At 72.3% G+C, this 26,462-nt stretch carries 25 protein-coding genes; 11 read left to right on the top strand and 14 right to left on the bottom strand.

Annotated features, from left to right (window positions below; all coding sequences use genetic code 11):
• The first annotated feature begins 225 nt into the window (after nucleotides 1-225).
• From ACFY1J_RS12915 to ACFY1J_RS12895, 5 genes are all read left to right on the top strand, one after another.
• On the top strand, nucleotides 226-1,113 hold the full coding sequence (locus tag ACFY1J_RS12915) for a helix-turn-helix domain-containing protein (protein WP_390705772.1): 888 nt from the start codon (nucleotides 226-228) through the stop codon (nucleotides 1,111-1,113).
• Nucleotides 1,114-1,285: 172 nt separating this feature from the next.
• The gene (locus tag ACFY1J_RS12910; protein ID WP_390731230.1) at nucleotides 1,286-5,284 is read left to right on the top strand and encodes a molybdopterin-dependent oxidoreductase; all 3,999 of its coding nucleotides are present in this window, start codon (nucleotides 1,286-1,288) and stop codon (nucleotides 5,282-5,284) included.
• Nucleotides 5,285-5,476: 192 nt separating this feature from the next.
• Complete coding sequence (locus ACFY1J_RS12905) at nucleotides 5,477-7,588, top strand: molybdopterin cofactor-binding domain-containing protein (RefSeq protein ID WP_390731212.1); 2,112 nt, start codon at nucleotides 5,477-5,479, stop codon at nucleotides 7,586-7,588.
• Nucleotides 7,589-7,619: 31 nt separating this feature from the next.
• Complete coding sequence (locus tag ACFY1J_RS12900; protein ID WP_390705774.1) at nucleotides 7,620-8,090, top strand: (2Fe-2S)-binding protein; 471 nt, start codon at nucleotides 7,620-7,622, stop codon at nucleotides 8,088-8,090.
• Between the two features lie 385 nt (nucleotides 8,091-8,475).
• A complete protein-coding gene (locus ACFY1J_RS12895) occupies nucleotides 8,476-9,357 on the top strand; it encodes an LLM class F420-dependent oxidoreductase (protein WP_390705775.1) in 882 nt (293 codons plus the stop codon).
• 65 nt (nucleotides 9,358-9,422) lie between these two features.
• Here ACFY1J_RS12895 and ACFY1J_RS12890 read toward each other — a convergent pair whose 3' ends face one another.
• Nucleotides 9,423-9,980: an NAD(P)H-dependent oxidoreductase gene (locus ACFY1J_RS12890; protein ID WP_390705776.1), complete on the bottom strand. Its 558-nt coding sequence runs from the start codon at nucleotides 9,978-9,980 to the stop codon at nucleotides 9,423-9,425.
• A 100-nt stretch (nucleotides 9,981-10,080) separates the two neighbouring features.
• Between ACFY1J_RS12890 and ACFY1J_RS12885 the strand changes: the two genes are divergently transcribed.
• Entirely contained in the window at nucleotides 10,081-10,761 is a 681-nt protein-coding gene (locus tag ACFY1J_RS12885) for a TetR/AcrR family transcriptional regulator (protein ID WP_390705777.1), read from the top strand.
• A gap of 59 nt (nucleotides 10,762-10,820) precedes the next feature.
• On the opposite strand, the gene ACFY1J_RS12880 is transcribed toward ACFY1J_RS12885, so the two are convergent.
• Both ACFY1J_RS12880 and ACFY1J_RS12875 read right to left on the bottom strand, forming a co-directional pair.
• Nucleotides 10,821-11,957 (bottom strand): FAD-dependent oxidoreductase, encoded by a 1,137-nt coding sequence (locus ACFY1J_RS12880; RefSeq protein WP_390705778.1) that lies wholly within the window; start codon nucleotides 11,955-11,957, stop codon nucleotides 10,821-10,823.
• A gap of 20 nt (nucleotides 11,958-11,977) precedes the next feature.
• Entirely contained in the window at nucleotides 11,978-12,661 is a 684-nt protein-coding gene (locus ACFY1J_RS12875; protein WP_390705779.1) for a TetR/AcrR family transcriptional regulator, read from the bottom strand.
• A 145-nt stretch (nucleotides 12,662-12,806) separates the two neighbouring features.
• On the opposite strand from ACFY1J_RS12875, the gene ACFY1J_RS12870 reads away from it, so the two are divergent.
• The gene (locus ACFY1J_RS12870; RefSeq protein ID WP_390731229.1) at nucleotides 12,807-13,853 is read left to right on the top strand and encodes a LacI family DNA-binding transcriptional regulator; all 1,047 of its coding nucleotides are present in this window, start codon (nucleotides 12,807-12,809) and stop codon (nucleotides 13,851-13,853) included.
• A 105-nt stretch (nucleotides 13,854-13,958) separates the two neighbouring features.
• Here ACFY1J_RS12870 and trxA read toward each other — a convergent pair whose 3' ends face one another.
• Nucleotides 13,959-14,339, bottom strand: a complete 381-nt coding sequence (trxA, locus tag ACFY1J_RS12865; protein ID WP_263214994.1) for a thioredoxin — start codon at nucleotides 14,337-14,339, stop codon at nucleotides 13,959-13,961.
• Nucleotides 14,340-14,458: 119 nt separating this feature from the next.
• Between trxA and ACFY1J_RS12860 the strand changes: the two genes are divergently transcribed.
• The gene (locus ACFY1J_RS12860) at nucleotides 14,459-15,889 is read left to right on the top strand and encodes a dihydrolipoyl dehydrogenase family protein (protein ID WP_390731211.1); all 1,431 of its coding nucleotides are present in this window, start codon (nucleotides 14,459-14,461) and stop codon (nucleotides 15,887-15,889) included.
• A gap of 10 nt (nucleotides 15,890-15,899) precedes the next feature.
• On the opposite strand, the gene ACFY1J_RS12855 is transcribed toward ACFY1J_RS12860, so the two are convergent.
• The 6 genes from ACFY1J_RS12855 to ACFY1J_RS12830 form a co-directional block, all read right to left on the bottom strand.
• Nucleotides 15,900-16,553, bottom strand: coding sequence for a peptide deformylase (locus tag ACFY1J_RS12855; RefSeq protein WP_390705782.1), 654 nt, complete (start codon nucleotides 16,551-16,553; stop codon nucleotides 15,900-15,902).
• Nucleotides 16,554-16,699: 146 nt separating this feature from the next.
• Nucleotides 16,700-17,047 carry a tetratricopeptide repeat protein gene (locus ACFY1J_RS12850; RefSeq protein ID WP_390706242.1) on the bottom strand — a complete coding sequence of 116 codons (348 nt, stop codon included), beginning with the start codon at nucleotides 17,045-17,047 and terminating at the stop codon, nucleotides 16,700-16,702.
• Between the two features lie 62 nt (nucleotides 17,048-17,109).
• Complete coding sequence (locus tag ACFY1J_RS12845; RefSeq protein ID WP_390705783.1) at nucleotides 17,110-17,556, bottom strand: MarR family transcriptional regulator; 447 nt, start codon at nucleotides 17,554-17,556, stop codon at nucleotides 17,110-17,112.
• Entirely contained in the window at nucleotides 17,553-18,041 is a 489-nt protein-coding gene (locus ACFY1J_RS12840; RefSeq protein ID WP_390731210.1) for a MarR family winged helix-turn-helix transcriptional regulator, read from the bottom strand. Before ACFY1J_RS12840 ends, ACFY1J_RS12845 begins: the two co-directional genes overlap by 4 nt.
• Nucleotides 18,042-18,132: 91 nt before the next feature.
• Nucleotides 18,133-19,098, bottom strand: coding sequence for a pirin family protein (locus ACFY1J_RS12835; RefSeq protein WP_390731209.1), 966 nt, complete (start codon nucleotides 19,096-19,098; stop codon nucleotides 18,133-18,135).
• Nucleotides 19,099-19,240: 142 nt separating this feature from the next.
• Complete coding sequence (locus ACFY1J_RS12830; protein WP_390731208.1) at nucleotides 19,241-19,570, bottom strand: TfoX/Sxy family protein; 330 nt, start codon at nucleotides 19,568-19,570, stop codon at nucleotides 19,241-19,243.
• 167 nt (nucleotides 19,571-19,737) lie between these two features.
• On the opposite strand from ACFY1J_RS12830, the gene ACFY1J_RS12825 reads away from it, so the two are divergent.
• A complete protein-coding gene (locus ACFY1J_RS12825; protein WP_390731207.1) occupies nucleotides 19,738-20,643 on the top strand; it encodes a LysR family transcriptional regulator in 906 nt (301 codons plus the stop codon).
• A gap of 9 nt (nucleotides 20,644-20,652) precedes the next feature.
• On the opposite strand, the gene ACFY1J_RS12820 is transcribed toward ACFY1J_RS12825, so the two are convergent.
• Together ACFY1J_RS12820 and ACFY1J_RS12815 are read right to left on the bottom strand one after the other, a co-directional pair.
• Nucleotides 20,653-21,198, bottom strand: a complete 546-nt coding sequence (locus ACFY1J_RS12820; protein ID WP_390731206.1) for a GNAT family N-acetyltransferase — start codon at nucleotides 21,196-21,198, stop codon at nucleotides 20,653-20,655.
• Nucleotides 21,199-21,200: 2 nt separating this feature from the next.
• Complete coding sequence (locus ACFY1J_RS12815) at nucleotides 21,201-21,800, bottom strand: HD domain-containing protein (RefSeq protein ID WP_390731205.1); 600 nt, start codon at nucleotides 21,798-21,800, stop codon at nucleotides 21,201-21,203.
• 56 nt (nucleotides 21,801-21,856) lie between these two features.
• On the opposite strand from ACFY1J_RS12815, the gene ACFY1J_RS12810 reads away from it, so the two are divergent.
• Nucleotides 21,857-22,531 carry a hypothetical protein gene (locus ACFY1J_RS12810; RefSeq protein ID WP_390705790.1) on the top strand — a complete coding sequence of 225 codons (675 nt, stop codon included), beginning with the start codon at nucleotides 21,857-21,859 and terminating at the stop codon, nucleotides 22,529-22,531.
• 7 nt (nucleotides 22,532-22,538) lie between these two features.
• On the opposite strand, the gene ACFY1J_RS12805 is transcribed toward ACFY1J_RS12810, so the two are convergent.
• Entirely contained in the window at nucleotides 22,539-24,422 is a 1,884-nt protein-coding gene (locus tag ACFY1J_RS12805; protein WP_390731204.1) for a glycoside hydrolase family 47 protein, read from the bottom strand.
• 400 nt (nucleotides 24,423-24,822) lie between these two features.
• Here ACFY1J_RS12805 and ACFY1J_RS12800 point away from each other — a divergent pair, with 400 nt between their 5' ends.
• Nucleotides 24,823-25,188, top strand: coding sequence for a cupin domain-containing protein (locus ACFY1J_RS12800; RefSeq protein WP_363298160.1), 366 nt, complete (start codon nucleotides 24,823-24,825; stop codon nucleotides 25,186-25,188).
• A 90-nt stretch (nucleotides 25,189-25,278) separates the two neighbouring features.
• Here ACFY1J_RS12800 and ACFY1J_RS12795 read toward each other — a convergent pair whose 3' ends face one another.
• Nucleotides 25,279-26,250, bottom strand: coding sequence for an NAD(P)-dependent alcohol dehydrogenase (locus ACFY1J_RS12795; RefSeq protein ID WP_390731203.1), 972 nt, complete (start codon nucleotides 26,248-26,250; stop codon nucleotides 25,279-25,281).
• Between the last annotated feature and the right edge of the window lie 212 nt (nucleotides 26,251-26,462).

Raw genomic sequence — 26,462 nt, 5'->3', positions numbered from 1 at the left:
CTTTCAAGGCAGTGAGAGGTCAGGGCAGGGAGAGACCGAGGGCGGGGAGAGATCGAGAGCGGGGCTCTCAGCCGTGCGCCGTCTCGGCCCTCCACCAGCAAACCGCCCGCCGAGCCCGTACCGGGCGCCGGAAGTTGCCCTGAGCGGGCAGGTATCCGCGAGGCAGGTACTGGCAGGGCCACCCACCCGAGGCCATGTCCCGCCCGGCCCGGTCACACTGAAGGCATGGGAGAACCAAGTCGCGAGCTCGCCGATTTCCTGCGCACCTGCCGCGCCCGGATCACCCCCGACCAGGCGGGACTGCCCGCCGACGGCCGGGCCCGCCGCGTACCCGGACTGCGCCGCGACGAGGCCGCCCGGCTGGCCGGCGTCAGCACCGAGTACTACACCCGTATCGAACAGGGGCGCGCCCACAACCCCTCTCCCGAGGTCTTCGAGGCCCTCGCCCGCGCGCTCCGGCTCGACCACTTTGAGCGCGAACACCTCGCCGACCTGCTGGCCCACCGCCCCGCCACCGCGCGCCGCGCACCCACCAGCCCTCAGCGGGTCCGGCCGGGCCTGCACCTGGTGCTGCACACCCTCGACCATGTGCCCGCCCTCATCCTCGGCCGTCGTACCGACGTGCTGGCCGCCAACCGCCTCGCCCGCGAGGTCCTGACCGACTTCGAGGCCCTGCCCGCGACCCGCCGCAACCTGGCTCGCTACTACCTCCTGGACCCCGAGGCCCGCGAACGCGTCGGCGAATGGGAGCGGGCCGGCGCCGAGACCGTCGCCGTCCTCCGGCTGGAAGCCGGCCGGCACCCGCACGACCGGCAGCTCGCCGACCTGATCGGCGAACTCACCCTGCGCTGCCCCGAGTTCACCACCTGGTGGAACGACCACCGCGTCCTGCGCCGCACCCACGGCACCAAGCACCACCGCCACCCGCTCGTCGGCGACCTCCACTTCACCTACGAGTCCTTCCAGCCCCTCGGTGACACCGACCAGACCCTGTGCGTCTACACCGCCGAACCCGGATCCGACACCGCCGAGGCCCTCCGGCTCCTCGCCGGCCGGACGGAGCCCGGCGGCGCCGCTCACAACGGCCCGCCCGGACCTGTGCGGCGGGCTTAACTCCCGATGATCGGCCGAGGTGATCTCGACGTAATCAGCGTTACGTACGTTCGCCCTGTACGAACCGGCCGATCACCAGGGAGAGGAAGCGCCCGTGGCCACGCCCGACCCGCGGACCGACGGCAGCTCGACGGTGCGGACGGTCTGTTCGTACTGCGGCGTGGGCTGCGGCATGGTCCTCGACGTCGGACGCGCGCCGGACGGCCGCCGTACGGTACTGAAGGCCTCCGGGGACAAGGAGCACCCGGCGAACCGCGGGCGGCTGTGCACCAAGGGCGCCACCACGGCCGACATGCTGTCCGCCCCCGGCCGGCTGACCACGGCCCTGCTCCGGCCCGAACGGGGTGAGGAGCCGGTCCCCGCCCCCATGGACGCGGCGATCGACGAGACCGCCCGGCGGCTGCGCGCGATCATCGACCGGCACGGCCCGGACGCCGTCGCCCTCTACGTCTCCGGGCAGCTGAGCCTGGAGGCGCAGTACCTCGCCAACAAGCTGGCCAAGGGGTTCTTCCGCACCAACCAGATCGAGTCCAACTCCCGGCTGTGCATGGCGAGCGCCGGCACCGGCTACAAGCTCTCGCTCGGCGCGGACGGCCCGCCCGGCTCGTACCAGGACCTCGACCAGGCCGACGTCTTCCTCGTCATCGGGTCCAACATGGCCGACTGCCACCCCATCCTCTTCCTGCGCATGATGGACCGGGTGAAGTCGGCCGGCGCCACGCTGATCGTCGTCGACCCGCGCCGCACCGCGACGGCCGCCAAGGCGGACCTCTTCCTACAGCTCAGGCCCGGCACCGACCTCGCCCTGCTGAACGGCCTCCTGCACCTCCTGCACGAGAACGGCCACACCGACCCCGACTTCATCGCCGCCCACACCGAGGGCTGGGAGGCGATGCCCGGGTTCCTCGCCGACTACCCGCCCGCCACCGTCGCCGAGCTCACCGGCATCCCCGAGGCCGATCTCCGCGAGGCCGCCCGGCTGATCGGCGAGGCGGGGGAGTGGACCAGCTGCTGGACGATGGGCCTCAACCAGTCCACGCACGGCACCTGGAACACCAACGCCCTGATCAACCTCCACCTCGCGACCGGAGCGATCTGCCGCCCCGGCAGCGGCCCCTTCTCCCTGACCGGCCAGCCCAACGCGATGGGCGGACGGGAAATGGGCTACATGGGGCCGGGGCTGCCCGGACAGCGGTCCGTCCTCGTCGACGACGAGCGCGCCTTCGTCGAGGAGCTGTGGGAGCTGCCCCCGGGCACGATCCGCGCCGACGGCGTCGGCAAGGGCACCGTCGAGCTGTTCCGGAAGATGGCCGACGGGGACATCAAGGCCTGCTGGATCATCTGCACCAACCCGGTCGCCTCCGTCGCCAACCGCAAGACGGTCATCGAGGGCCTGGAGGCCGCCGAGTTCGTCGTCACCCAGGACGTCTTCACCGACACCGAGACCAACGCGTACGCCGACGTCGTGCTGCCCGGCGCGCTGTGGACCGAGACCGAGGGCGTTCTCGTCAACAGCGAACGCAACCTCACCCTCGCCCGGCCCGCCGCCGATCCGCCGGGCGAGGCCATGGCGGACTGGCGGATCATCGCGGCCGTCGCCCGCGCGATGGGCTACGAGAAGGGGTTCTCGTACGACAGCGCCGAGCAGGTCTTCGAGGAGATCAAACGCGCCCGGAACCCGAAGACCGGCTACGACCTGCGGGGCGTCACCTACGAGCGGCTGCGCTCCACCCCCGTCCAGTGGCCCGCGCCGACCCCCGACGGCCCCGACCGCAACCCCGTCCGGTACCTCGCCACGGACGGCACCCTCACCTTCCCCACCGCCACCGGCCGGGCCGTCTTCCACGCCCGCCCGCACCTCCCGCCCGCCGAGCTGCCGGACGACGACTACCCCTACGTCCTCAACACCGGCCGCCTCCAGCACCAGTGGCACACTCTGACCAAGACGGCGAAGGTGGCAAAGCTCAACAAGCTCAACCCCGGGCCCTTCGTGGAACTGCACCCCGAGGACGCGGCCGGGCTCGGCATCGAGGACGGCGACTCGGTGGAGGTCGCCTCCCGGCGCGGCAGGGCCGTGCTGCCCGCGGTCGTCACCGACCGGGTACGGCTCGGCTGCTGCTTCGCGCCCTTCCACTGGAACGACCTGTTCGGCGAGTATCTGAGCGTCAACGCGGTGACCAGCGACGCCGTCGACCCGCTGTCCTTCCAGCCGGAGCTGAAGGTGTGCGCGGTGTCGCTGACCAAGGTGTCCACACCGGTCGCCGTGCAGACGCCGGGGACCGATCAGACGCCGGCCGGTGCTCTCACGCCTACGGCCGTGCTGCCCTCCGCCGCCTCCGTCTTCGGCCTGGAGCCCGCCCCGCCGCCGGTCCTCACCGACCGCGAACGGCAGTACCTGGTCGGCTTCCTCGCAGGCATCCCGGTCGGCGCCCCCGGCGTTCCCGTCCTGCCGCCGGACGCCCCGTTCAGTCCCGAACACGCGCTGTGGGTGAACGGCACCCTCGCCGGCATGTACTCCCGTACCGCCGCCGCCCCGGCCGCCGAACCGGCCGTCGGCCGCCGGGTCGTGATCCTGTGGGCGTCCCAGACCGGCAACGCCGAGGAGTTCGCCGCCGCCACCGCCGAGCGGCTCACCGCCGAGGGCCACGCCCCGTCCCTCGTCGCCATGGACGAGGCCGACCCGGCGGCCCTGCCCTCCGACGCCGACCTGCTGCTCATCACCAGTACCTTCGGCGACGGCGACGCCCCCGACAACGGCGCCGGCTTCTGGGACACCCTTGCCGCGCCCGGCGTCGACCGCCTGGAGGGGCGCCGCTATGCGGTGCTCGCGCTCGGCGACTCGTCGTACGACGACTTCTGCGGCCACGGCCGGCGTCTTGACCGGCGCATGGACGAGCTCGGCGCGGTACGGCTCGCACCGCGCACGGACTGCGAACCGGACTACGAGAAGGCCGCACACGGCTGGCTCGACCAGGTGCTCACGGCCCTCACCGGCACCTCGGGACCGACACCGGCCCCGGCACCGGCTCCGGTGACCGCCCGCCCCAAGCGCCCCGCCCCGATCACCGCGCGCCTCATGGGCAACCGGCTGCTGAGCCTGCCCGGCGCCGGCAAGGAGGTCCGCCGGTTCACCTTCGACACCCGCGACAGCGAGACCCCGCTGGTCTACGAGGCGGGCGACGCGCTGGGTGTTCGCCCCCTCAACTCCCGTGCTCTGGTGGAGGAATGGCTGTCCGGCACGGGACTCGACGCCGCAACCGGCGTGATGATCGACGGAGTCGGTGAAGTTCCCTTCTCCGAGGCCCTGTTGCGGCATCTGGACATGACCCGGATCACCCCGCACCTGCTCCGCTTCGTCGCCGAACGCGCCTGCGACCCACGCGAGTTGCGCAAGCTCCTGCGCCCCGACAACAAGGACGAGCTGGCCAAGTGGTCCTGGGGGCGGCAGGCGATCGACGTCGTCGCCGAGTTCGGGATCCGCGCCGAGGCGGAGGAGTGGGCCGGCGTGCTCGGCAAGCTGCAACCGCGCCTGTACTCCATATCCTCCAGTCCGCTCACCGACCCTCACCAGGTGTCCCTCACCGTCTCGGTCGTCCGCTACGAGAACCTGCACGGCAAGCCCCGCCAGGGCGTCTGCTCCCCGTTCCTCGCCGACGCCGGGCCGGACACGGCCGTACCGGTGCACGTCCAGCGCTCGCCGCACTTCCGGCCGCCCGCCGACCCGGGGACACCCATGGTGATGGTCGGCCCCGGCACCGGCGTCGCGCCCTTCCTCGGCTTCCTGGAGGAGCGCCGGGCCCGCGGCCACCGCGCCCCCAACTGGCTGTTCTTCGGCGAGCAGCACCGGGCCACCGACTTCTACTACGAGGAGGAGCTGACCGCCTTCCTGGCCGACGGCACCCTGCACCGCCTCGACACCGCCTTCTCCCGGGACCAGCGGGCCAAGCTCTATGTCCAGGACCGGATGCGCGAACACGGCCCCCAGCTGTGGTCCTGGCTCCGCGACGGCGCCCACTTCTACGTGTGCGGCGACGCCTCCCGCATGGCCAAGGACGTGGACCGGGCACTGCGGGACATCGCCGTGGTGCACGGCGGGCTGACGGAGGAGGACGCGACGGCGTACGTCAAACAACTCGGCACCGACCGCCGATACGTCCGGGACGTCTACTGACCGCGGCGGCCGCCGCCCGCGGACGACGGCCCCGGCATGCAACCAAGGGCGCGGTCCGTCCCTCATATCTGTCGAGACGAGTCGTGACGCACCGGCAGTCGTGACGCACCGACGATCGACAGGAGCCCTCGTTTGGACGCCAACGAGTCCTTGCGGCCCCGTCAGGCCGACGGGTTTTCCCGCCGGAGGTTCATGGTCTACACACTGGCGGCGACCACTTTGACCGTCGCCGCCCCGCTCGGCTGCGACACACCGTCCGCGGAAGGCGCCGAACCCACCGCGGAGGGCGCGCGCCGGGCCTCCGACGTCCTGGTGACCGGCACCGACGAGGAGATGCTGGTCCTGGAGGTCACCGCGGCGAACAGGATCGTCGTGCGGCTGCCGCGCCTGGAGGTCGGCCAGGGCATCACCACCGCGGTCGCCATGATGATCGCCGAGGAACTGGACGCCCGCCTGGCCGATGTCTCCATTCCGCTCGCCGACGCCCGCGCCAAGGGCAACCAGTACACCGGCGGTTCGAGTTCGGTCAGTTCGCTGTACGGACCGGCCCGGCAGCTCGCCGCCACCGCACGCGCCAGACTGGTGACCGCGGCCGCCCGGCGGTGGCACCTGCCCGCGCGGCTGCTGCGCACCCGCGACACCATGGTCGTCGCGCCGGACGGGCGCACCGCCACCTTCGGGTCGCTCACCGAGAGCGCCGCGCGCATCCGCCGCCCGGCCGTGCCCGACCGGCCCAAGCCGGCCTCCCGGCACCGGGTGATCGGACGGCCGGCGAACCGGATCGACGCCCGGGACATCGTCACCGGCCGGGCCGAGTACGCGGGCGACCTGTCGGCGGCCGGAGCGAAGCCGACCGTGGTGGCCCGGCCGCCGACGGTCAGGGGCAAGCTCGTCTCGGTCGACGACGCCGCGGCCCGGGCCATGCCGGGGGTCCTCGCCGTGGTCAAGGCGGCCGGTGGGGTCGCCGTCGTCGCGGAGACCTTCCACCATGCCCTCAAGGCACGGGACGCGTTGCGCATCACCTGGGCCGCGGGCCCGCTCGCCCCGCTCTCGGACGCGGGCATCCGCACCCGGCTCAAGGGCGCGGTCCCCCGCCTGTCCACCCCGCCGCGCGGATCGACGCAGGTTCAGGGCGAGTTCGAGTTCGCCTTCGTCAGCCATGCCCCGATGGAGGTGCTGACCGCGGTGGCCGACGTACGCGCCGACCACGCGGAGTTCTGGTTCTCCTCGCAGACACCGATGGACGCCCGGGACACACTGGCCGACCTGCTCCGGCTGCCGAAGTCCAAGGTCCGGGTCCATGTGGTGCGCGGCGGCGGCTCGTTCGGGCGGCGGCTGAACTTCGACGCCGCGATCGAGGCGGCCCTGATCTCCAAGGCGGCCCGCCGCCCGGTGAAGCTGATGTGGACCCGCAACGACGACACCCGGCACGGCCGGATGCGCCCGGCCAGCCACCACCGGATCCGGGCCAGCGTCGTGCGCGGCCGGGTGGTCGCCTTCGAGCACGCGATGGCCTCGGTGGGCGAGTCGTCCCAGGGCAAGGGTCTGACCGCGCAGGGCGGGGCGGCCCCCGCCGCGCTGCTCACCGGTCGTACGCCCGCGGCCGGCCCGCTGCCCAGCGACAGCGGTCTGTACAACTTCGGCCGGGTGTCCGGGAATTCGGGCGGTATCGAGCTGCCGATACCGCTCGGTGCCTGGCGGTCGGTGGACTCCGGCACGATGCGGACCGCGGAGGAGATCGTCGTCGACGAGGTCGCGCGCAGTCTGGGCAAGGACCCGGTCGCGTTCCGGCGCACCACGCTGCGAAGCAAGGCCGTGAAGGCCGTGCTCGACAAGGTCGCGGCCGCCGGGCACTGGGGCCGCGCCATGCCGGCGGGCACGGCCCAGGGGGTGGCCGTCCACGAGGAGTACGGCTCCTGCGTGGCCTGTCTCGCCGAGATCGACGTCACCGACCCGAAGCATCCCAGGGTGACCAAGGTGGTGATGGCAGCGGACGTCGGGACCGCCGTCAACCCGCGCGGTCTTCAGGCCCAGCTGATGGGTACCGCGATGGACGGGATCTCCACCGTGCTCCAGGCAGGTCTGCACATCGACCGGGGCGCCGTCCGCGAGGGCAGCTTCGCCGACTTCCGCTATGCCCGCCAGGCGCAGGCCCCGCTGCACTTCGAGGCGCACGTCATGCCCTCCCGCGGGGAGCCGGGCGGGGCCGGTGAACTCGGCGTGCCGGCCGCTTCCGGCGCCGTCGCCAACGCCTACGCCCGGGCGACCGGCACCAAGCCCCGCCGCTTCCCCCTCGACTTCTGATCAGCCGCCGATCAACTCCGAGAAGGCTCCTATGCGTTCGTACTCCTTCGTCCTCAACGGGAAACCGGTCACCGTGCAGGCGCCCGCCGACATGCCGCTGCTGTGGGTGCTGCGCGACATGCTCGGGGTGACCGGCCCCAAGTACGGCTGCGGGGTGGGCGTCTGCCGCGCCTGCACCAGCCATCTCGACGGCGCGGAGATCCAGCCCTGCGTCGTACCGGTCGCGGACTGCGCGGACCGCAGCGTCACCACGATCGAGGGCCTGGCCGACGGTGACACCCTCCACCCCGTGCAACAGGCCTGGATCGACTGCGACGTGGCACAGTGCGGCTTCTGTCAGCCGGGCCAGATCATGGCCGCGGCGGCCCTGCTGAAGAAGACGCCCCATCCGACGGACGCCGACATCGACCGCATCGAGAACGTCTGCCGCTGCGGCACGTACTTCCGCGTCCGGGAAGCAATCAAGAAGGCCTCGGCCGCCGGCCCACGGAATGATCACTGACCCTCCGGACATCGGGCCCACCACATCGCACCCGGCGCGTGGCCCTCGCGGGGCCGGGCACGCCGCGCGCTGATCGGTTTCGCCGCCGGCGGCGCGGCCGGTGGCAGGCGTGCAGCCTGGCCGGTGTGCCCAGGTTCCGCGACGGGGCGGAGCTGCGCCTGCTGCCTGCGAAGACCCGTCCGGGCCGCCCCGCTGCTCCCCGAGCAGCGCGGTCCAGCCGGTCTCGTGGGCCACGCGGTCCCAGGCGCCGGGCATCGGGAGCCGCGTGCCGTGACGCCACCGCTCGTGTCCGGATCGAGGACCGCTGAAGGGCCTTGGCCCGAGCCGCCCTTCACGTCCTAATCTCGCTCCTGTCGTTGAGGGCCTGGGCGGAACGGAGACGGACATGCGGGTGGGCGTGCACATCAACCGGTTCAACCATTCCGAGGGTGCTCCCGCGCTCGCCGCCGAACTGGCCGCGGCGGGCAGCGCGGCCGAGGCGGCGGGCGTGAGCTGGCTCTCGGTGATGGACCACTACTTCCAGATGGAGATCAACGGCGGCGCCGAGGACCCCATGCTGGAGGCCTACTCGACCCTCGGCTACCTCGCGGGCCGGACGTCGACCGTCCGTCTCGGCGCGCTGGTCACCGGTGTGACGTACCGTCATCCCGGCCTGCTCGCCAAGATCGTCACCACCCTCGACGTGCTGTCCGGCGGCCGGGCCACGCTGGGCATCGGAGCGGCCTGGTACGACCGTGAGCACCATGGGCTGGGTGTGCCGTACCCGCCGCTCGCGGAGCGGTTCGAGCGGCTGGAGGAGACCCTGCGGATCTGCCTGCAGATGTGGGACCCGGAGAACAACGGCCCGTTCGAGGGGGAGTACTACCGGCTCGCCGAGACGCTGTGCGTGCCGGGGCCGGTCAGCGCCCCGCACCCGGAGATCATGATCGGCGGCACGGGCGAGAAGAAGACGCTGCGTCTGGTCGCCCAGTACGCGGACGCCTGCAATCTGATCGCCACGTCCCCGGAGCAGCTCCGCCACAAGCTCGACGTGCTGCGCGGGCACTGCGACGCCCTCGGCCGTGACTACGACGCGATCCGCAAGACCATCGGTTACATGGGCGAGTCGGCCACCGCCGAGGACCTCGACGCGTTCCTGACCGACATCAGCGGCTACACCAAGCTCGGCATCGACACCGTCGTCCTCTTCCCGTTCCTGGGCGAGCCCGCCGGATGGATCGAGCGCTTCGCCGCCCCGGTGGTCGAGCGGCTGGCCGAGCTGGAGTGAAAGGGACGCGGCAGGGGCCGGAACTCCGGGAGCTCCGGCCCCTGCGGGACTCGCGACGGCCCGGCTCAGGCAGCCGCGCCCACGGTGCCGTGCAGCCGCGTCACGACGTCGGTCAGCGCGGCGGCGACCTCGGCGTCGTCGGCCGGGTGGGTCTCGGCGAAGCGGGTCAGCGAGCCGGGGATGGACAGCTTGACGTCCTCCAGCACCTTGCCGCCGGCGATGCCCACGGCCTTGCGGGCCTCGTCCTGGGCCCACACACCGCCGTACTGGCCGAAGGCGGTGCCGACCACGGCGACCGGCTTGCCCCCGAAGGCGCCGGCGCCGTACGGGCGCGACAGCCAGTCGATGGCGTTCTTCAGGACGGCCGGGATGGTGCCGTTGTACTCGGGGGAGAACAGCAGGAACGCGTCGGCGGCCTGCGCGGCCGCACGCAGCTCGGCGGCGGCCTCGGGGACCCTGCCCTCGACGTCGATGTCCTCGTTGTAGAAGGGGATGTCGGCCAGGCCCTCGAAGAGAGCGATCTCGGCGCCCTCGGGAGCGTGCTTGACGGCGGCCTCGGCGAGCTGGCGGTTGGTCGAACCGGCGCGAAGGCTGCCGACGAGCGCGAGGATACGGACGGACATGGGGAACTCCAGGGGGCTGAAACAGTGCGGTTACGATCCGGACCGGGGTCCGTTTATCGTTGTAACACCATAACCGGACCGCGGTCCAGTTTTCTTCCCGGTGCTTTACGCTGTCTTCATGTCCAGCACCCTGCCGCCCTTCCCGAAGCACCAGGAGCCCTTCGACGCGCCTCAACTTCTGGAGGTCGGCTTGGGGCCCGGTGAGCCGTGCCTGCGCGCCGACGCGGCCCGCAACCGCGCCCGGCTGCTGGAGGCCGCCGCCCGGCTGATCGCCGAGCACGGGGTGGCCGGGGTCACGATGGAGGCGGTGGCGGCGGCTGCCGAGGTGGGCAAGGGGACCGTCTTCCGGCGCTTCGGCGACCGCACCGGCCTGCTGACGGCGCTGCTCGACCACTCGTCGCGGCAGCTGCAGGCCGACTTCCTCGGCGGCCCGCCGCCGCTGGGTCCCGGTGCGCCGCCGGTCGAGCGGTTGCGCGCGTTCGGCATCGCGGTGCTGTACCGCGCGGCGGAACAGCTGGACCTGCAACTGGCCGCCCAGCCGGAGGCGACCCGCCGCTTCTCCCACCCTTCGGTGCAGGCGCTGCGCACCCACGTCACGATGCTGCTGCGGCAGATCCTGCCGGACGCCGACTGCGAACTCCTCTCGCAGACGCTGCTGGCGTATCTCGACCCGGCCCTGATCAATCATCTGACCAGGCAGTGCGGGATGCCCATGGAGCGGCTGGAGGCCGGCTGGACCGACCTCGTCGCCCGGGTGACCGGTACGGAACCGCCCGCGTGAGCGGTACGGAACCGCCCGCGTGAGCGGTACGGGGCCGCCCCCGTGACCCCGAGCCCGGTTCAGCCGAGCGCGGCGAACTGCTCCAGCAGACCGCGCGGTGCGTCCTCCCGGAACAGCAGCACCGCGCCGCGGGCCGAGTCGGCCGCGGATGCCTCGCTGCGCGGGAACAGCCGCTCCTCGTAGGCGGCCAGCGCGGCCTCGACGTCGCCCGGGTGCGCGGCGATCGCCAGGCCCAGTTCCGCGCCGTCGAGCAGGGCGAGGTTGGCGCCCTCGCCCGCGAACGGCGACATCAGGTGGGCGGCGTCACCGAGCAGCGTGACACCGGGGACCCGGTCCCAGCGGTGCCCGATGGGAAGGGCGTGGATCCGCCGCGGCACCAGTGCGCCGTCCGCGTCCGCGACCAGCGCCCGCAGGCACTCGTCCCAGTCCGCGAAGTGTTCCAGGACGGCCGACTTGGCCGCCTCGGTGTCGCCGAAGTCGATCCCGTCCAGCCAGTCCTCGGGGGCCTTGAGGGCGACGTACACATGCAGGCTGCCGTCGCTCTCGCGGTGGGCGAGGAAGCCGCGGCCCGCGTCGAGCGCGAACAGCATGCCGCCGCCGACCACCTGCGCGCTCACCGGGTGGCGGGTGTCCGCCTCCAGCAGGTCCGCCTCGACGAACGACACGCCCATGTAGGCGGGTTGGCCGGCGGAGAGCAGCGGGCGGATGCGCGACCAGGCGCCGTCGGCGCCGATCAGCAGATCCGTGGTGAAGCGTCCGCCGTCCGCGAGGGTCACCTCGTGCCGGCCGTCGCCGAGCGGGCGGGCCCCGGTGACCTTCGTGCCCCAGCGGACCGTGCCCTCGGGCAGCGACCGCAGCAGCAGGCCGCGCAGATCGCCGCGGTCGATCTCCGGCCGCCCGCCGGTGCCGTCGTCGGACTGGTCCAGGTGGACCACGGCGTCCTTGTCGAGGATCCGCATCCGCTGTCCGCCCTGGTGGACGAGTGTCAGGAACTCCTCGTGCAGGCCGGCGGCGCGCAGGGCCTCCTGGCCGGAGTCGTCGTGGATGTCGAGCATCCCGCCCTGGATGCGGGCGGCGGGGGAGTCGTCCAGGTCGAAGACGGCCGCCTCGATGCCGTGCACCCGCAGGACACGGGCGAGGGCGAGCCCGCCCAGACCGGCTCCGACGACGGCTATGGGGTGATGGGTGATGGACATGGTGGCCTCCTGAGGGATGGTCAGTCGGGTACGGCGGTCCGCTCGATGCCGTTGATCAGTGCCTGGAACGCCCACGACAGACGGGCCTCGGGCGCCCCCGACATCAACTCGCCGGCGGTGGCGGCGATGTGCGGATGGGTGCGCTCGGACGCGTTGCCCAGGGCCCGGCCCAGGGCGTCCCAGTCGCCCCGCGCGGTGGGTGAGGTGTCCTGCCCGGCGTGCTCGGCGGCGGTCGCCGTGGCGTGCTGGAGCAGCAGGTCCACGCCCCACGCGGCCCGGGCGGACGGCACACCGCCCTCGTCGAGCAGCGCCAGCAGGGTCTCGATGAGGTCGAGGTAGTGCGGGCCGCTCGGGCGGGCCGTCAGTGCGGAGCGGGCCAGGCTGGGGTGTTCGAGGAGCATCTCGGTGTACGCGGTGAGTACCCGCTCCAGACGCTCCCGCCAGGTGCCGTCCGCCGGGGCGGGCCCCACCGTGCCGAGCAGCTCGTCCAGGACGGCCGCGTGCAGTTCGTCGGTGTTGCGCACGTAGACGTACAGCGAGGCCGGGCCGGTGTCGAGCTCCTGTGCCAGGCGCCGCATGGTGACCTTCCGCAGTCCTTCGGCGCGGAGCACGGCGACCGCGGCGGCCACGATCCCCTCCCGGGTCAGGGCGGGCTTGGCGGGGCGCTCCCGGCGGCTGCGGGGGGTGTCGGGTCGGGCTGTCATGCCCTCACGATAACGAACACGTTCGTCACGAACAAGTTCGCGACGAACGTGTTCGTCGCAGCTCGCTCGCCCGCTGCCTGCCCGCTTCGGTGCTACCGTGAATCACGTTCCCCCGCCGCGACCGTCGCTCGGCGCTTCTGCCAAGATGCGGTACGTCATGGTGCAGATACCGAACACGCCCTCGTCCGCGTCGCCCGCACCGCGCTCCGTCCCCACGAGCGCCGATGTGGCCCGCCTGGCCGGCGTCTCGCGCGCGACCGTCTCCTACGTCCTCAACAACACCAGTGCCGTACGGATCAGCGAGCCCACGCGCCGCCGCGTCCACGAGGCAGCGAAGGAACTCGGGTACGTGCCGCACGCGGCCGCCCGCAGCCTGCGCGCCGGGCACAGCCGCATGGTCCTGATGCCCGCCCCGGCCATCCCGGTGGGCCCGCTCTACGGCCAGTTCCTCAACGAGCTCCAGTGGGCCCTCGGCCGCCTCGACTACACGGTCGTCCAGTACGGCACCGTAGGACTGCAGGGCGACGAAGCCGCCCGCGCCTGGGCCGAGTTGCGACCGGTCGCCGTCCTGGTGCCCGGCGCCGGACTCGGCCCCCAGGGAGTCGCCGTCCTCAAACGCGCCGGCGCCCGCGCGGTGGTCACCCTCGGCCCCGAGGGCGTCGAGGGGGCCCATGCCCTGCTGATGGACCACGACGGCGTCGGCCACTGTGCCGGCGCCCATCTGTATGCCCGTGGCCGCCGCCGTATCGGCGTGGTCGTCCCCGAGGAACCCGGCCTGGAGGCCTTCTCCCGGCCCCGCCTCAAGGGCCTGCGCGAGGCGCTGCGCGGCACGGACGCCACGGTGACCGAACTGCCCCTCGCCCACGACGAACGGGCCGCCGCCGAACTCGCCGCCCGCTGGCGGGACTTCGGCCTGGACGCGGTGTTCGCGTACAACGACGAGTACGCGATGCTCCTGATGCGCGCGCTGCAGGACGAGGGCGTCCGCATACCCGAGGACACCGCCGTGATCGGCGCCGACGACCTCATGTTGGGGCGGCTGCTGCGGCCCCGGCTCAGCACGGTCCACATCGAACTGCCGTCCGGCCGCGACCTGGCCGAACTGGTCGACCGCGCGGTACGCAACCCCGGCGCGCCACCCGAGACGCACAAGGTCCTGGGCGCGTCGATGGTCCACCGGGACTCCAGCTGACGGCGGCCGCCGGTGTGCCCCTGGCAGGCGTCGTACCTCTTCCGGCCGGACCCCGTGCGGCCGTGCCCCTTCCAAGGGACACGGCCGTTCCCGGGGAAGCGCGGACTACTCGCCCTGCGTGCCGCCCTGCTGCTCGGCGATGTTCTTGCGGACCTCGTCCATGTCCAGCTTCCGGGCCTGCCCGATGACGTCGGTCAGGGCGGCCTCGGGCAGCGCGCCCGGCTGCGCGAACACGGCCACCTGGTCACGGACGATCATCAGCGTCGGGATCGACTGGATACCGAAGGCCTGCGCCAGCTCCGGCTGGGCCTCGGTGTCCACCTTGCCGAACACCAGGTCCGGGTTCTCCTGCGCGGCCTTCTCGTAGACCGGGGCGAACATACGGCACGGCCCGCACCAGGACGCCCAGAAGTCGATCAGGACGAACTCGTTCTCCGTGACCGTCTGGTCGAAGTTCTCCTTGGTGAGCTCCACGGTGCTGCTCATGCGTAATCCCTACTTCCTGCTGCGGGGGCGAAACCGTCCGCACAACACGGCGGCCCGGGTACCTATTCCGCGCGCTTACCCATGTGGCCACCGCGCACACCAGCCACCAGACTGACCCCATGACGGAAACGGAATCCATCGCGTACGACGTCGTGGTGCTCGGGGCCGGACCCGTGGGGGAGAACGTGGCCGACCGCACCCGCGCGGCCGGACTGTCCACCGCGGTCGTGGAGAGCGAACTGGTCGGCGGCGAGTGTTCGTACTGGGCGTGCATGCCCAGCAAGGCCCTGCTGCGCCCGGTCATCGCCCGCGCCGACGCCCGCCGGCTGCCCGGCCTGAGCCAGGCCGTCCAGGGCCCCCTCGACACGGCCGCCGTCCTGGCCCGACGCAACGCATACACCTCGCACTGGAAGGACGACGGCCAGGTGGGCTGGCTGGACGGCATCGGCGCCGACCTGCACCGCGGCCACGGCCGCCTCGCCGGACCCCGCACGGTCACCGTGACCGGCCCCGACGGCGCGACGAAGACCCTCACCGCGCGGCACGCCGTCGCCGTCTGCACCGGCACCCGCGCCCAACTGCCCGGCCTGCCCGGGCTCGCCGACGTGAAGCCCTGGACCAGCCGCGAGGCCACCGCCGCACAGGCCGCCCCCGGCCGGCTGATCGTGGTGGGCGGCGGGGTGGTCGCCACCGAGATGGCCACCGCCTGGCAGGCCCTCGGATCCCGGGTCACCCTGCTGGTCCGCGGCAAGGGCCTGCTGTCCCGCATGGAGCCGTTCGCCGGTGAACTGGTCGCCGAGTCCCTCACCGAGGCCGGCGTGGATGTCCGCACCGGCACCTCCGTGGAGTCCGTGACCAGGCAGAACGGCACCGTCGTGGCGATCACCGACGCCGGCGACCGCATCGAGGCCGACGAGATCCTCTACGCCACCGGCCGCGCCCCGCGCACCGACGACATCGGCCTCGACACGATCGGCCTGGAGCCGGGCTCCTGGCTGCCCGTCGACGACAGCCTCCGCGTCACCGGCAGCGACTGGCTCTACGCGGCCGGCGACGTCAACCATCGCGCCCTGCTCACCCACCAGGGCAAGTACCAGGCCCGTATCGCGGGCGCCGCCATCGCCGCCCGCGCCTCCCGGGTCCCGATCCTGGAGACGGACCCCTGGGGCGCCCACGCCGCCACCGCCGACCACCACGCCGTACCGCAGGTCGTCTTCACCGACCCCGAGGCCGCCGCCGTGGGCCTCTCCCTGGCCGAGGCGGAACAGGCCGGACACCGCGTCCGCGCCGTCGACGTCGAGTTCTCCTCGGTGGCCGGAGCGGGCCTGTACGCCGACGGCTACCGCGGCCGCGCCCGCATGGTCGTCGACCTGGACGAACAGATCCTGCGCGGCGTCACCTTCGTCGGCCCGGGCGTCGGCGAGCTGATCCACTCGGCGACGATCGCGGTCGCCGGCCGGGTCCCGGTCAACCGCCTGTGGCATGCGGTGCCGTCGTATCCGACGATCAGCGAGGTATGGCTGCGGCTGCTGGAGGCGTACCGGGGTTGACGTCACCGGATCACGGCAGCCGGAAGCCCAGTTCCTCGGCCGCCCTTTGCGGTGTCGGCTGCGTCCAGCGCTCCGCCATCGCCTCGTTCGACGACAGGGAGCGGAGTTCCGCGCGGTCGAGGTAGAGCATGCCGTCGAGGTGGTCCGTCTCGTGCTGGACGATCCGGGCGGGCCAGCCGGTGAAGAGCTCGTCGAGTGTGCGGCCGTGCTCGTCCTGCGCGCGGAGCCGCACCTCGGCGTGCCGGGCCACCACCGCCTGCCAGCCCGGGACGCTCAGGCAGCCCTCGAAGAACGCCGCCGTGGCGGTGCCGACCGGCTGATACGACGGGTTGACCAGGACGCGGTACGGCTGCGGCACCCGGCCCCGGGCCAGCCGTACCGCTTCCGGTACCGGCGCCGGATCCTCGATGACCGCGATCCGCAGTTCCACCCCGACCTGCGGCGCGGCGAGCCCGACGCCCGGGGCCGCGTGCATGGTGGCGCGCAGGGCCGCGACGAAACGCGCCAGCAGGGCGGGCTCCAGCTGCCCGTCGAACGGCTCGGTGCCGCGCCGCAGCACCGGGTCGCCGGCCGCGACGATGGGCAACGGGCCGTCAACGGCGAGGAGTTGCTCGACCCGCTCGGCCAGGGGCGCAAGAGGGGCACGGTCATGGGGAGTCGGCATCGCGTCAGCATGACACGGCACTGCGCCCTCTTAGGTGACACAGGCCACTTCGTCGGCCGAGATCGCCCACCGCCGGGGCCACCGCACGACAACGGGGGCCCGGTTCCTGGTCGGTGAACCGGGCCCCCGTGTGCGGGGTGTCGTTCTCAGCCGCGCTCGAAGTCGCCCGCGAGCGCCGAGGCGATCCGCAGGTGCTGCTCCGCCTCCTCGTGCCGCGCCTGCCGCTGGAGCGTGCGGCCCAGCATCAGCCGGGCGTAGTGCTCCACCGGGTCACGCTCGACGATGACGCGCAACTCGGCCTCCGCGCGCCGCAGTTGGGCCGAGTGGTAGTAGGCGCGCGCCAGCAGCAGCCGGGGTCCGGTCTGCTCCGGCGCCTCCTCGACCAGCCCGGTCAGGACGCGTGCCGCTCCCGCGTAGTCCTTGGCGTCGAAGAACTGCCGCGCGCGCTCCCAGCGCTCCGCCGCGGTTCCGTGGTCGTAGTACCTCGTGTCCACCTGGGTCTCCACTCGTGACCTCCTTCGAGGCCGACAACGGAACCAGGTGGTTCAATATTCCACTACTTGTGCAGGGTGGCCAGCTCCGCGTTGGCCCGCTCCGTGACCAGCGTCAGCACCCGGCCGGCGACGGCCCGGTCCTCCTCCGGGATGCCGTCGTAGATCCGGGCGGCGGCCGCCGCGGTCTCGGCGGAGCCCTTGGCGTACAACTCCCGCCCGGCGTCGGTGATCCGCATACGGGACGGCTCCTCCTCGGTCAGCAGTCCCGCGGTGATCAGTTCGTCGAGCGTGACGTACACATCGGACGCGTCGACCTTCACGGCGCCGGTGACGCCGTCGACGAGTGCGTCGCGCTCGACCGGGCCGTCCGCCACGGCGGCCAGGCGCAGGGTGATGAACTGCTGGAAGGTGACGTCGTACGCGGAAAGGATGCGTTCCAGGACGGCACGCGCTGCATAGTGGGCCAGGGCGACGACGCGGCCGTCGACGACGGGTGCGCTGGTGGTCATGACTGCTCCGTCTCGTTGTCGGACGTGCTGAACGGGTCGAGTGGTGCGTCGAGCAGGGTTGCCAGGTCCCGGGTGAACTCCCGGGACCGCGGGCTGTCGAGCCCGCCGAGCGGTTCCAGCAGCTGCTTCAGGAGTCCGTGGACGACATCGATCGCCCGCCGGGTGACCTCGCGGCCCTCCTCGGTGAGTGCCAGCTGTACGGCACGGGGGTCGTGCGGATCCCTGGTGCGTTCCACGAGGCCGGCCGACTCCAGGCTGCGGGCCAGCTTGGACACGTACAGGGCCTCCAGGCCGGTGTGGTCGGCGAGGCGCCGCTGGCTGGGCCGCAGTCCGGAGCGCTGCATGCCGTACAGGGACGCGACGAGCGAGTACTGCGCGTGGGTGAGTCCGAGCGGAGCCACCGCGCGGTCGACCGCGACCCGCCACTTCATCGACAGCCGCCACACCAGGAAGCCGGGCGTGGCTCCTGCGGAACCGTTGCTCATGGCAGATACAGTACATGGCTATTATGTCCATGGCTACTATTTACGGCGCCTGAACGGTTCAGGGCGACCGCACCACGGTCCCGGAGGCCCGCTAGCGCGTGCGGCCCCGCGGCTTCAAGGGCGTCGGCGGCAGGCTGGGCGCCGCCAGCGGAGCGCCGTCGTAGCCCTTGACCTCACCGAAGCGAGAGCCCGTCGTCCAGTCCGCGCGGGCCTGCTCGATCTCCGCCTGGGTACGCCCGACGAAGTTCCACCACATGACCAGCTCTTCCTCGAACGGCTCGCCGCCGAGCAGCATCAGTCCCGCGTCCGACTCGGCACGCAGGGGCAGTTCGGTGCGTCCGCAGCCGAGGTAGAGCATCGAGCCCGGCAGTACGGGCACCCCGTCGACGCGCACCTCGCCGGACATCGCCAGGACGCCGTACTCGAAGTCGGGGTCGAGGGGCAGCCGGACGTCGGCGCCGTGGCCGAGCGCGAGGTCGGCGCCGACGATCGGTGTGTACGCCGTACCGGGCGAGGCCGCGCCGTCGAGGGCGCCCAGGACGACCGTCGCCGTGAGGCCGGGGGCGATGACCGTGGGCAGGTCGGGGTGGTGTTCGAAGCGGGGGTCGGTGTCGCGGTGCGCGTCGGGCAGCGCGACCCACAGCTGTGCGCCGTGCAGGAAGCGGGCGTGCGGCCGCGGGCTCTCCTCGGAGTGGCTGATGGCCCGGCCCGAGGTCATCAGCCCGAGCTCCTTCGGTCTGATCGTCTGCAGGCTGCCGGTCGAGTCGCGGTGCAGCACCTCGCCCTCGTGCAGCCAGCTCACCGTCTGCAGCCCCATGTGCGGATGCGGCGGGACCTGCATGCCCGGCTCGTCGGCGATGTCGTCCGGGCCGTAGTGGTCGACGAAGCACCAGGCGCCGATCATGCGGCGTCCCAGGTTGGGCAGCAGCCGCCGTACCTCGGTCGACTCGCCCAGCGGGACCTGACGAGGGCTCAGCAGCTCCCGGACGGGTTCCGCGACGACGAACCCCCGGCCGCCGCACACACTGGGCACCGCATGACGGTCAAGATTGCTCATGCCGCACAACCTAGCCCCGGCGTGGCCCCACCGGCAGACCAACGCCTCGGTACGGCCGCCCGTTCGGCCGGTCGCGCAGCCGCCGAGGTCGCCCCGGCGGCCCGTGGCCATGCCGCCGTGGTCCTCGCCCGGGACGCGCGCCTCACTTGGGCGGCAGGCCCGCCGCGAAGCCGTGTCCCTCGTCGATCCACTCGCCCAGTACCGCGTCGTCGGTCACGGCCGGGCCGGCGACCAGGATCCAGCCGCGCATCGGGCGGCCGGTCCGGTCGAAGAGGCGGGCACCCGGGCGGGCCAGGGCCGCATCCGTGGCGTCGGCGGCGATGCGCACGATCAGGTCGTCACCGCTCACGCCCACGGCCATGTTGCCGCGGCACAGGAAGCCCGTCCCGCCGAACATCCGCTTCTCCACGATGTCCGGATCCCCGCCCAGCCGCTCCCGGATCCGCTGGGCCAGTCCTTCGTCGTACGCCATGAGGAGCCTCGCTTCCGGCCGGGCCACCCTGGCTGCCGTCACACCGGCCTGTCGTGACTCCAGGATCCGCGATCGCCGGCGACGACGGCGGCGAGCCATAGGCAATCGCCGAGGCAGTCGCTGTCCGGCATTGGAAGATCTATGGGTCGCGGACCATACTCGGACGGGTGGACAGCTCCTCCCTCGACCTGAACCTGCTGCGCACCTTCCTGGCCGTGTACCGGTCGGGGTCCTTCACCGGTGCCGGGCAGCTGCTGGGGCTGTCGCAGCCCACGGTGACCACCCAGATGCGCACCCTGGAGCGGCAGGCCGGGCGGGAGCTGTTCGAACGGCTGCCCAGGGGCGTCGCGCCGACGGCCGTCGCCGACGAGCTGGCGGCGCGGATCGCCGCACCGATGGACGAACTCGCGGCCGTGGCCGGCCCGCACCCCGTGCCGGGCGGCCGCACCGATCCCGTCCATCTGGCCGGGCCCGCGGAGTTCCTGTGCATCAGTGTGCTGCCCGCCCTGGCACCGCTGGTGGCGGAGGGCGTACGGCTGCGCGTGGCGACGGGGCTGACGGACCCGCTGCTGGACGAACTGCGCGCGGGCCGCCACGACCTGGTGATCTCCACGACCCGTCCGCGCGGCCGCACCCTGAGCGCGGTCCCGCTCGCGGACGAGGAGTTCGTGCTGGTCGCCGCCCCCGTGTGGGCCGAGCGGCTGAAGCGGCAACTGGCCGTCGAGGGCCCCGCCGTGCTGCACCCGGTGCCCCTGATCACCTACGCCGAGGACCTCCCGATCGCCCGCCGCTACTGGCGCCATGTCTTCGGCCGGCGGCTCTCCTGCCCCGCCGCCGTGACCGTGCCCGATCTGCGCGGTGTCCTGGCGGCGGTGACCGCGGGCGCGGGCTTCACCGTGCTGCCCCGCTACCTCTGCCTCGACCAGCTGGCCTCCGGCGCCCTCGTACCGCTCCACGAGCCCGACGATCCGCCGATCAACACGGCCTTCCTGGTCCAGCGCCCCGGCCGGTCCGAGAACGCCGACGTGGCCCGGGTCCGCGACCACCTGCTGCACATCGCGCGGTCCTGGTAGCGAGCTCCGTCAGCGGAGCCAGTCCGGTGCCAGCACCGACCAGATCTCCTCGTCGTGCCGCTTCCCCCGATAGAGGTAACTCTCCCGCAGGACACCGTCCTTGGTCATCCCGAGCCGACGGGCCACGGCGATGCTCGGCTCGTTCTCCGGGGACACCCACCACTCGACGCGGTGGATCTTGCGTTCCCTGACCGCCCAGTCGATGAGCACGCGCGCGGCACGGGTCACCAGCCCCCTGCCCACCGCCGAAGGCTCCAGCCAGCAGCCCGCCTCGGCGATTGCCTGCCCGACGTCCAGCCTGCGCAGCACGACCGCGCCGACCAGCCCGCCGTCCACCCGGATCCCGGCGATCCGCCCGGTGTCCGACGCGGCCTTGTCCGCGTAGGCACGCAGGAACGCCCGGCTCGACTCCAGGTCCGTGACGACGTCCGGCAGCCCGTTGAACCGGCCGATGAACTCGCGCCCCCGGTCCACATGGGCCAGGAACTCCCCGGCCCGACCCGGTTCGAGGGAGCCGAGTTCGGCGCCGTCGTCGCCCAGGGATGTCGAATGCATCGTCACCTTCGTGTCACGGGATGGGACATCTGGTACGCCAGCCTACGGTCGGCGTCCTCACCGATGGCCGTGAGGACCTCGTCCAGCAGCAGGAACTCCTCCCAGTCCGGCCGCCCGCCGGCCCGGGAGAGCCGTGCCACGACCAGGTCCTCCAGGGCGGGGACGCGCTTGTTCTTCCAGACCTTGTCGGCCAGGCTCACCAGCAGGTCCTCCACGCCGACCACCGGGGCGTCCCAGGACGCGTGCGTACCGGCGAACCGGGCCAGTGCCGCGTCGACGCCGTGCGCCAGCAGGAGTTCACGTCCGGCCTCCTCGTGCCGCGCGCCGGGGCCGGTGAGTTCGCCGGGGTGCAGGGTCTTGCCGATGTCATGGGTGGCGGCCCCGAAGAGCACCGCGTCCCGGTCGAACTCCATTGCCGGGCAGTTTTCTTGGGCCCAGTCGGCCAGCCGTGCCGCGACATCGTGCACCGCCCGGAGATGGGCGACCAGCCGGGGCGGGGCATCAAGTCGGTGCAGCAGTTCGGCGGCCCTCTGCGGAAGCGGTCTCAGTGGCGGGTCCCAGGTTTCGTCCACGGCGATCGAGAGCACGTTCGTGAGGGTCACCGTGCCAGAGTAGTCACCGGCGCGAGCCGGACCGGGGCGGCTTACGGAGGGCATCCATGCATACAGTGCACACGGCGTTTCTCCTGGGGACGGGAGTCTTCTGGACCATCGCCTACGTGCTGCTGATCCGGACCGGAGTGCGGGAGCGGACGTTCGGCATGCCCATCGTGGCGTTCGCCACCAACATCAGCTGGGAGTTCATGTTCGCCTTCGTTCGGCCGCCGTCCGGTCTCGGGCATGTCATCAACATCGTGTGGTTCTGCTTCGACGTGGCCGTCGGCTACACCGTCGTCCGCTTCGGCCGGGCCGAATTCCCCTATCTGCCCGACCGGTTGTTCCTGCCCGCGCTGGGCGCGCTGCTGCTCCTCGCCTATCCGGGCATGAACTACGTCTCGGAGGAGTTCGACGCGGGCGACGGCGTTCTCACCGCGTTCGGCAGCAACCTGGCGATGTCCGGGATGTTCCTGGCGGTGCTGGCCGCGCGCCGGGGGACGCGCGGCCAGTCCGTGGGCATCGCGCTGGCCAAACTCCTGGGAACCGCCTGTGCCTCCCTGACGATGCTCACCGACCCCGACGGGGACCCGCGCTACGACAACGCCCTGATGTACTACCTCTACCTCGGCTGCCTCGTCGTCGACCTCGCCTATGTGTACGCGGTGTTCGCGGTACGACGTACCGAAGGCGCCGCCGTTTCGGGTGAGTTGGCCGCGCCGGGTGCCGTCCGGCGCTGACGCGCCCTCACGCCCGCTCCAGCCGCCACTGCTGCGAGGCCGCGTCACCGGCCGTCCGCTGCACCACCGCCGCGCCGTTGGCGGTGCCGTCGACGTCCAGGGCCATGCCGCTGTTGCGGTTGACGAGGCGCTGGTGGCCGCCGCCCATCGCCTGGAGCGTCCACTGCTGGGTGGCGGTGCCGTTGTGCGCCCACTGGTTCAGGGCCGTGCCGTCCGCGGTGGAGGAGCGCGGCACCTCCAGCACCTTGCCGCTGTTGAGGCCGGTCAGCTTGGTGAGTCCGCCCGAAGTGGTCGCGATCCAGCGCTGGTTGGCGCCGGAGTGCGGGGTCCACGTGATCACCGCGCCACCGTCCGCCGTCGATGCGCCGCTCACGTCCATGGCCCGCCCGGTCGCCCGGTTGACCAGCCGGAAGGTGCCGCTCGGCGCGGGTGCGGCGACCCGGTTGGCGCCGCGCAGCACATTGCCTTCGGTGGTCAGGTAGTTGGTGGTGTAGTCGAAGCGCGGCGCACCGGACCACAGCAGATAGAAGTACTTCATGTTCTCCGAGAACCAGTACCCCGGTGTCAGATCCCCCTTGGTCGTCGGGGTCGTCGTCATGTCCGACACGATCGTGTAGCCGTTCGCGACCTTGCAGTGGCTCTTCTGCGCGTTCCAGAGCCACTTGGCGCGGTCCCGGTAGACCTCCTTGCCGGTCAGCAGCCACAGGAACAGCGCGGAGTCCACGTACTCCGGGCGCAGCTGGTACTGCGTGCTGGTCGCCGAGAGCGTCGAGTAGTCGATCCCCTCCGGCGGCAGCCGGAACGACCCCAGCGCCGCCGCCCACGAGGAGTGGTAGGACTCGCCCTCGTTCAGGTTGCCGCCCTGGGCGAGCAACCCGGCGTAGAACGCGCTGAGTTCGGACTGTCTCCGGCTGACCAGCGCCCCGCTGTTCATGTTCACGGACCTGAACCACAGCCGCCCGTCGTAGGTCTCCCCGAGCCGTTGCAGGACGGCCGAGGCCAGGGTCTGGTACCAGCCGCGGATCTCGGTGTCGCCGAAGAACTGGTAGGCGTCCCACAGATACTCGAAGTAGGAGTCCACGGGCGGGTCCACCCGGGCGGTGGCGTCGGTCCAGGCGCCGGTGTCGACGTTGAGCGTCGTCCCGACCAGGTTCAGCGAGGAGCGCCGGTCGTACGGTGCCTTCAGCGCCTTCTTGGCCGCGTCGAAGTACTTCTGGTCGCCGGTCAGCAGGGACAGCCACCCCAGTTCGGTGATGTTGCTGCCGATCTCGGCGAGCGGCACCTGGTTGCCGCTGACCGCGCCCGTGCGCAGATTGACGTATCGGTACGGCGCCCCGGTCGGCGACGACGTGAACGCCGGCAGCAGTCGGTCGGCCAGATCGCGGGCCTTGGTCAGCAGGAGCGTGTCGCCGGTGCAGTGGTAGCCGGAGAGGAGGCCGCCGACCAGTCGGATGATCGTCTCGAATACCTGCACGCTCGCGTTGCGGTCGAAGTCCAGGTTCCCGCCGATCCAGGAGACGGCCGTGTCGAGTTCGCCGTCCAGCTCCATCAGATACAGCGTGTCCAGCGACTCCACGACGGTCAGCCCCAGCGGCACCCCGCTGATGAAGAACTCGGAGCCGGTGCCGGACACCGGGCGCAGCTCGTCGCGGCCCCAGGTCAGCCGCCGGTAGGCGGTCCAGGAGGTGAGGAACTCCTGGCGCACGTCCTCGGCGAGAGCGGGGTCGGCCGGTCCGGGCGCGGCCGCCTCGGCCGTCGCGGTGGCTGTGCCGGGTCCGCCGAGCGCGGCGAGCGCGGCCGCGGCCCCGGCTGCCGTGCGCAGCAGGGAGCGGCGCGTGGGCCGGGCGCCCGGCGGTCCGACCGGGAAGCTGCTGGTGGGGGGTGTTGCCATGAGGGGCCTCCGTCCGGGGCGTTGACAACGTTGTCTCGGTAGGGTTACTGGCTCAGCATGCGGGGATGACACGGGATTTTTGGTGAACGGACCGCGCGTCGCGGGGAGTCGGGCGTACGTGCGCGGGTCGGCCGAGCGGCGGGGCGGCGCGCGGGCAGCCGGAGCTGGGGTGAATCAGATATGAATTGCATGAGCATGTCAATGTTGCCCGCGTAACGAACTCGACGTCCCAGGAGCTCCGCCGCACTCCGCCGTTCCCCGAATGGCGGCGCCGAGTTGACGGGCAGAGGATGGAGTGGTGGGGCACGGCCGCCGTCCGAGCGCCCGGCGCCACCCGGGGCCGCCGGGAGACGGAGACCTGCCCCGGCCGTGGTGAGCGGCCGGAAGGGAGGACACCGTCATGTTGGAAGTGAAGACGGTCGACAAGCCTGACGAGCGGCGCGACTTCCCCCGCGGCCATCTCGAAGCGGTCCATCTGACCGGACTCGACTTCGCCGTGGCCACGTTCGAGCCGGGCTGGCGCTGGTCGGAGTCCGTGGGCCCGATCGTGGGCACCGAGACCTGCCAGATCCACCACAACGGCTATGTGGTCCAAGGGCGGATGCATCTGCGCATGGACGACGGCGGCGAGGGCGAGGTCGGCCCCGGCGACGTCTTCGTGTGCCCGCCCGGCCACGACGCCTGGGTCGTGGGCGACGAACAGTGCGTGGTGTACGACTTCGCGGGCGCCATGGCACAGGACTACGCGAAGGCTCCGGGGACCTGAGCCGATCCCGAGGTGCCCCGCGGTGCGTGCCGCGCCGCGGGGCACCTGCATGGACGGGCAGGGACGGGCCTGGACGCGCCGGGCGGGCCGTCACACCGTGACGACGATTTTCCCCCGGGCGTGCACGTCCTCCAGGTACCGGATGGCCTCGGGCGCCTCCGCGAGCGCGTACGTCCGGTCGATCACCGGGGCCAGCTTCCCGGAGTCGGCCAGCTCCCGCAGCTCCGCCAGCACCGCCTTGCTGGGCGCCGGGCCGATGAGCGGGCGCAGCCGCTGGCGTACGAAGGGGGAGAGCACGAGCCCCTTGAGAATGAGGACGGGGGCTCCGAGGAACTGTCCCGGGCTGCCCCCGCTGCCGAGGACCAGCGTCCCGGTGGGCGTCAGGGCGCGCCGGAGGCCAAAGATGCCGTGGCTGGCCGCGAGGTCGAGGACGACGTCGTACCGTCGCCCGCCGCGTGTGAAGTCCTCGCGCGTGTAGTCGACGACGTGGTCCGCGCCCAGCGAGCGGACCAGCTCGGCGTTGCGCGTGCTGCACACGCCGGTCACCTCGGCGCCGAGCGCCTTGGCGATCTGCACGGCGAACGTGCCGACCCCGCCGGAGGCGCCGTTGACCAGCACATGCTGGCCCGGTCGCACCCCTGCCACGTCACGCAGTCCGCGCAGGGCGGTGTTCCCGGCCAGCGGCAGGGCCGCCGCCTGCTCGAAGGTGAGGGCGGCGGGCTTGCGCTCCACCCAGGCGTCCGGGACGCACACATACTCCGCGAAGGTGCCGTCGACCTCGCCGAACACCTCGTCGCCCGGCCGGAGATCCGTTGCGTTCCGGCCGACCGCCGCCACCTCGCCCGCGAAGTCCCGGCCCCGGATCCGGGCACGGGGCGCGCGTGGCCCCAGTGCCAGCCGGGCCACGTACGGGTCACCGCGCATCAGGTGCCAGTCGTACGCGTTCAGCCCGGCGGCCCGCACCCGCACCAGCACTTCGTCGTCACCGGGCACGGGCCTGTCCACGTCCCTGAGCTCCAGCACGTCCGGTGAGCCGTACCGGTCCTGGACGACCGCCTTCATGTCATCGCCCCCCTTTGCCGCATACCGGCAGGTTAGGGGCAGGCCCGCCGGCCGGGCATCGGGGAAGTGCCGTAGTTCCGGGGGAGGAGAAGCACGGGTGCGTGTAAGGGGCCAGGTGCCGTCAGGCCTCGTGGGTGCTGATCCCTTCCTCCGCGTACGCGATTGCCTGCGCGTGTCCGAACAGGCCGGGCAGTCCGCCGGTGTGGACGAAC

The sequence above is a fragment of the Streptomyces sp. NPDC001406 genome (assembly GCF_042895285.1).
GTDB lineage: Bacteria > Actinomycetota > Actinomycetes > Streptomycetales > Streptomycetaceae > Streptomyces.
This window is presented reverse-complemented; position numbering and strand designations above follow the sequence as displayed.

Bases quoted from the DNA above. Each gene is read 5' to 3' on its own strand.
- ACFY1J_RS12820 (WP_390731206.1), bottom strand. From the start codon at position 21,198: ATGCATTCGACATCCCTGGGCGACGACGGCGCCGAACTCGGCTCCCTC.
- ACFY1J_RS12895 (WP_390705775.1), top strand. From the start codon at position 8,476: ATGCGGGTGGGCGTGCACATCAACCGGTTCAACCATTCCGAGGGTGCT.
- ACFY1J_RS12870 (WP_390731229.1), top strand. From the start codon at position 12,807: ATGCGGTACGTCATGGTGCAGATACCGAACACGCCCTCGTCCGCGTCG.
- ACFY1J_RS12900 (WP_390705774.1), top strand. From the start codon at position 7,620: ATGCGTTCGTACTCCTTCGTCCTCAACGGGAAACCGGTCACCGTGCAG.
- ACFY1J_RS12910 (WP_390731230.1), top strand. From the start codon at position 1,286: ATGGTCCTCGACGTCGGACGCGCGCCGGACGGCCGCCGTACGGTACTG.
- ACFY1J_RS12875 (WP_390705779.1), bottom strand. From the start codon at position 12,661: ATGACAGCCCGACCCGACACCCCCCGCAGCCGCCGGGAGCGCCCCGCC.
- ACFY1J_RS12805 (WP_390731204.1), bottom strand. From the start codon at position 24,422: ATGGCAACACCCCCCACCAGCAGCTTCCCGGTCGGACCGCCGGGCGCC.
- ACFY1J_RS12890 (WP_390705776.1), bottom strand. From the start codon at position 9,980: ATGTCCGTCCGTATCCTCGCGCTCGTCGGCAGCCTTCGCGCCGGTTCG.
- ACFY1J_RS12860 (WP_390731211.1), top strand. From the start codon at position 14,459: ATGACGGAAACGGAATCCATCGCGTACGACGTCGTGGTGCTCGGGGCC.
- ACFY1J_RS12915 (WP_390705772.1), top strand. From the start codon at position 226: ATGGGAGAACCAAGTCGCGAGCTCGCCGATTTCCTGCGCACCTGCCGC.
- ACFY1J_RS12835 (WP_390731209.1), bottom strand. From the start codon at position 19,098: ATGAGCAATCTTGACCGTCATGCGGTGCCCAGTGTGTGCGGCGGCCGG.
- ACFY1J_RS12845 (WP_390705783.1), bottom strand. From the start codon at position 17,556: ATGACCACCAGCGCACCCGTCGTCGACGGCCGCGTCGTCGCCCTGGCC.
- ACFY1J_RS12880 (WP_390705778.1), bottom strand. From the start codon at position 11,957: ATGTCCATCACCCATCACCCCATAGCCGTCGTCGGAGCCGGTCTGGGC.
- ACFY1J_RS12855 (WP_390705782.1), bottom strand. From the start codon at position 16,553: ATGCCGACTCCCCATGACCGTGCCCCTCTTGCGCCCCTGGCCGAGCGG.
- ACFY1J_RS12840 (WP_390731210.1), bottom strand. From the start codon at position 18,041: ATGAGCAACGGTTCCGCAGGAGCCACGCCCGGCTTCCTGGTGTGGCGG.
- trxA (WP_263214994.1), bottom strand. From the start codon at position 14,339: ATGAGCAGCACCGTGGAGCTCACCAAGGAGAACTTCGACCAGACGGTC.
- ACFY1J_RS12810 (WP_390705790.1), top strand. From the start codon at position 21,857: ATGCATACAGTGCACACGGCGTTTCTCCTGGGGACGGGAGTCTTCTGG.
- ACFY1J_RS12905 (WP_390731212.1), top strand. From the start codon at position 5,477: ATGGTCTACACACTGGCGGCGACCACTTTGACCGTCGCCGCCCCGCTC.
- ACFY1J_RS12830 (WP_390731208.1), bottom strand. From the start codon at position 19,570: ATGGCGTACGACGAAGGACTGGCCCAGCGGATCCGGGAGCGGCTGGGC.
- ACFY1J_RS12800 (WP_363298160.1), top strand. From the start codon at position 24,823: ATGTTGGAAGTGAAGACGGTCGACAAGCCTGACGAGCGGCGCGACTTC.
- ACFY1J_RS12795 (WP_390731203.1), bottom strand. From the start codon at position 26,250: ATGAAGGCGGTCGTCCAGGACCGGTACGGCTCACCGGACGTGCTGGAG.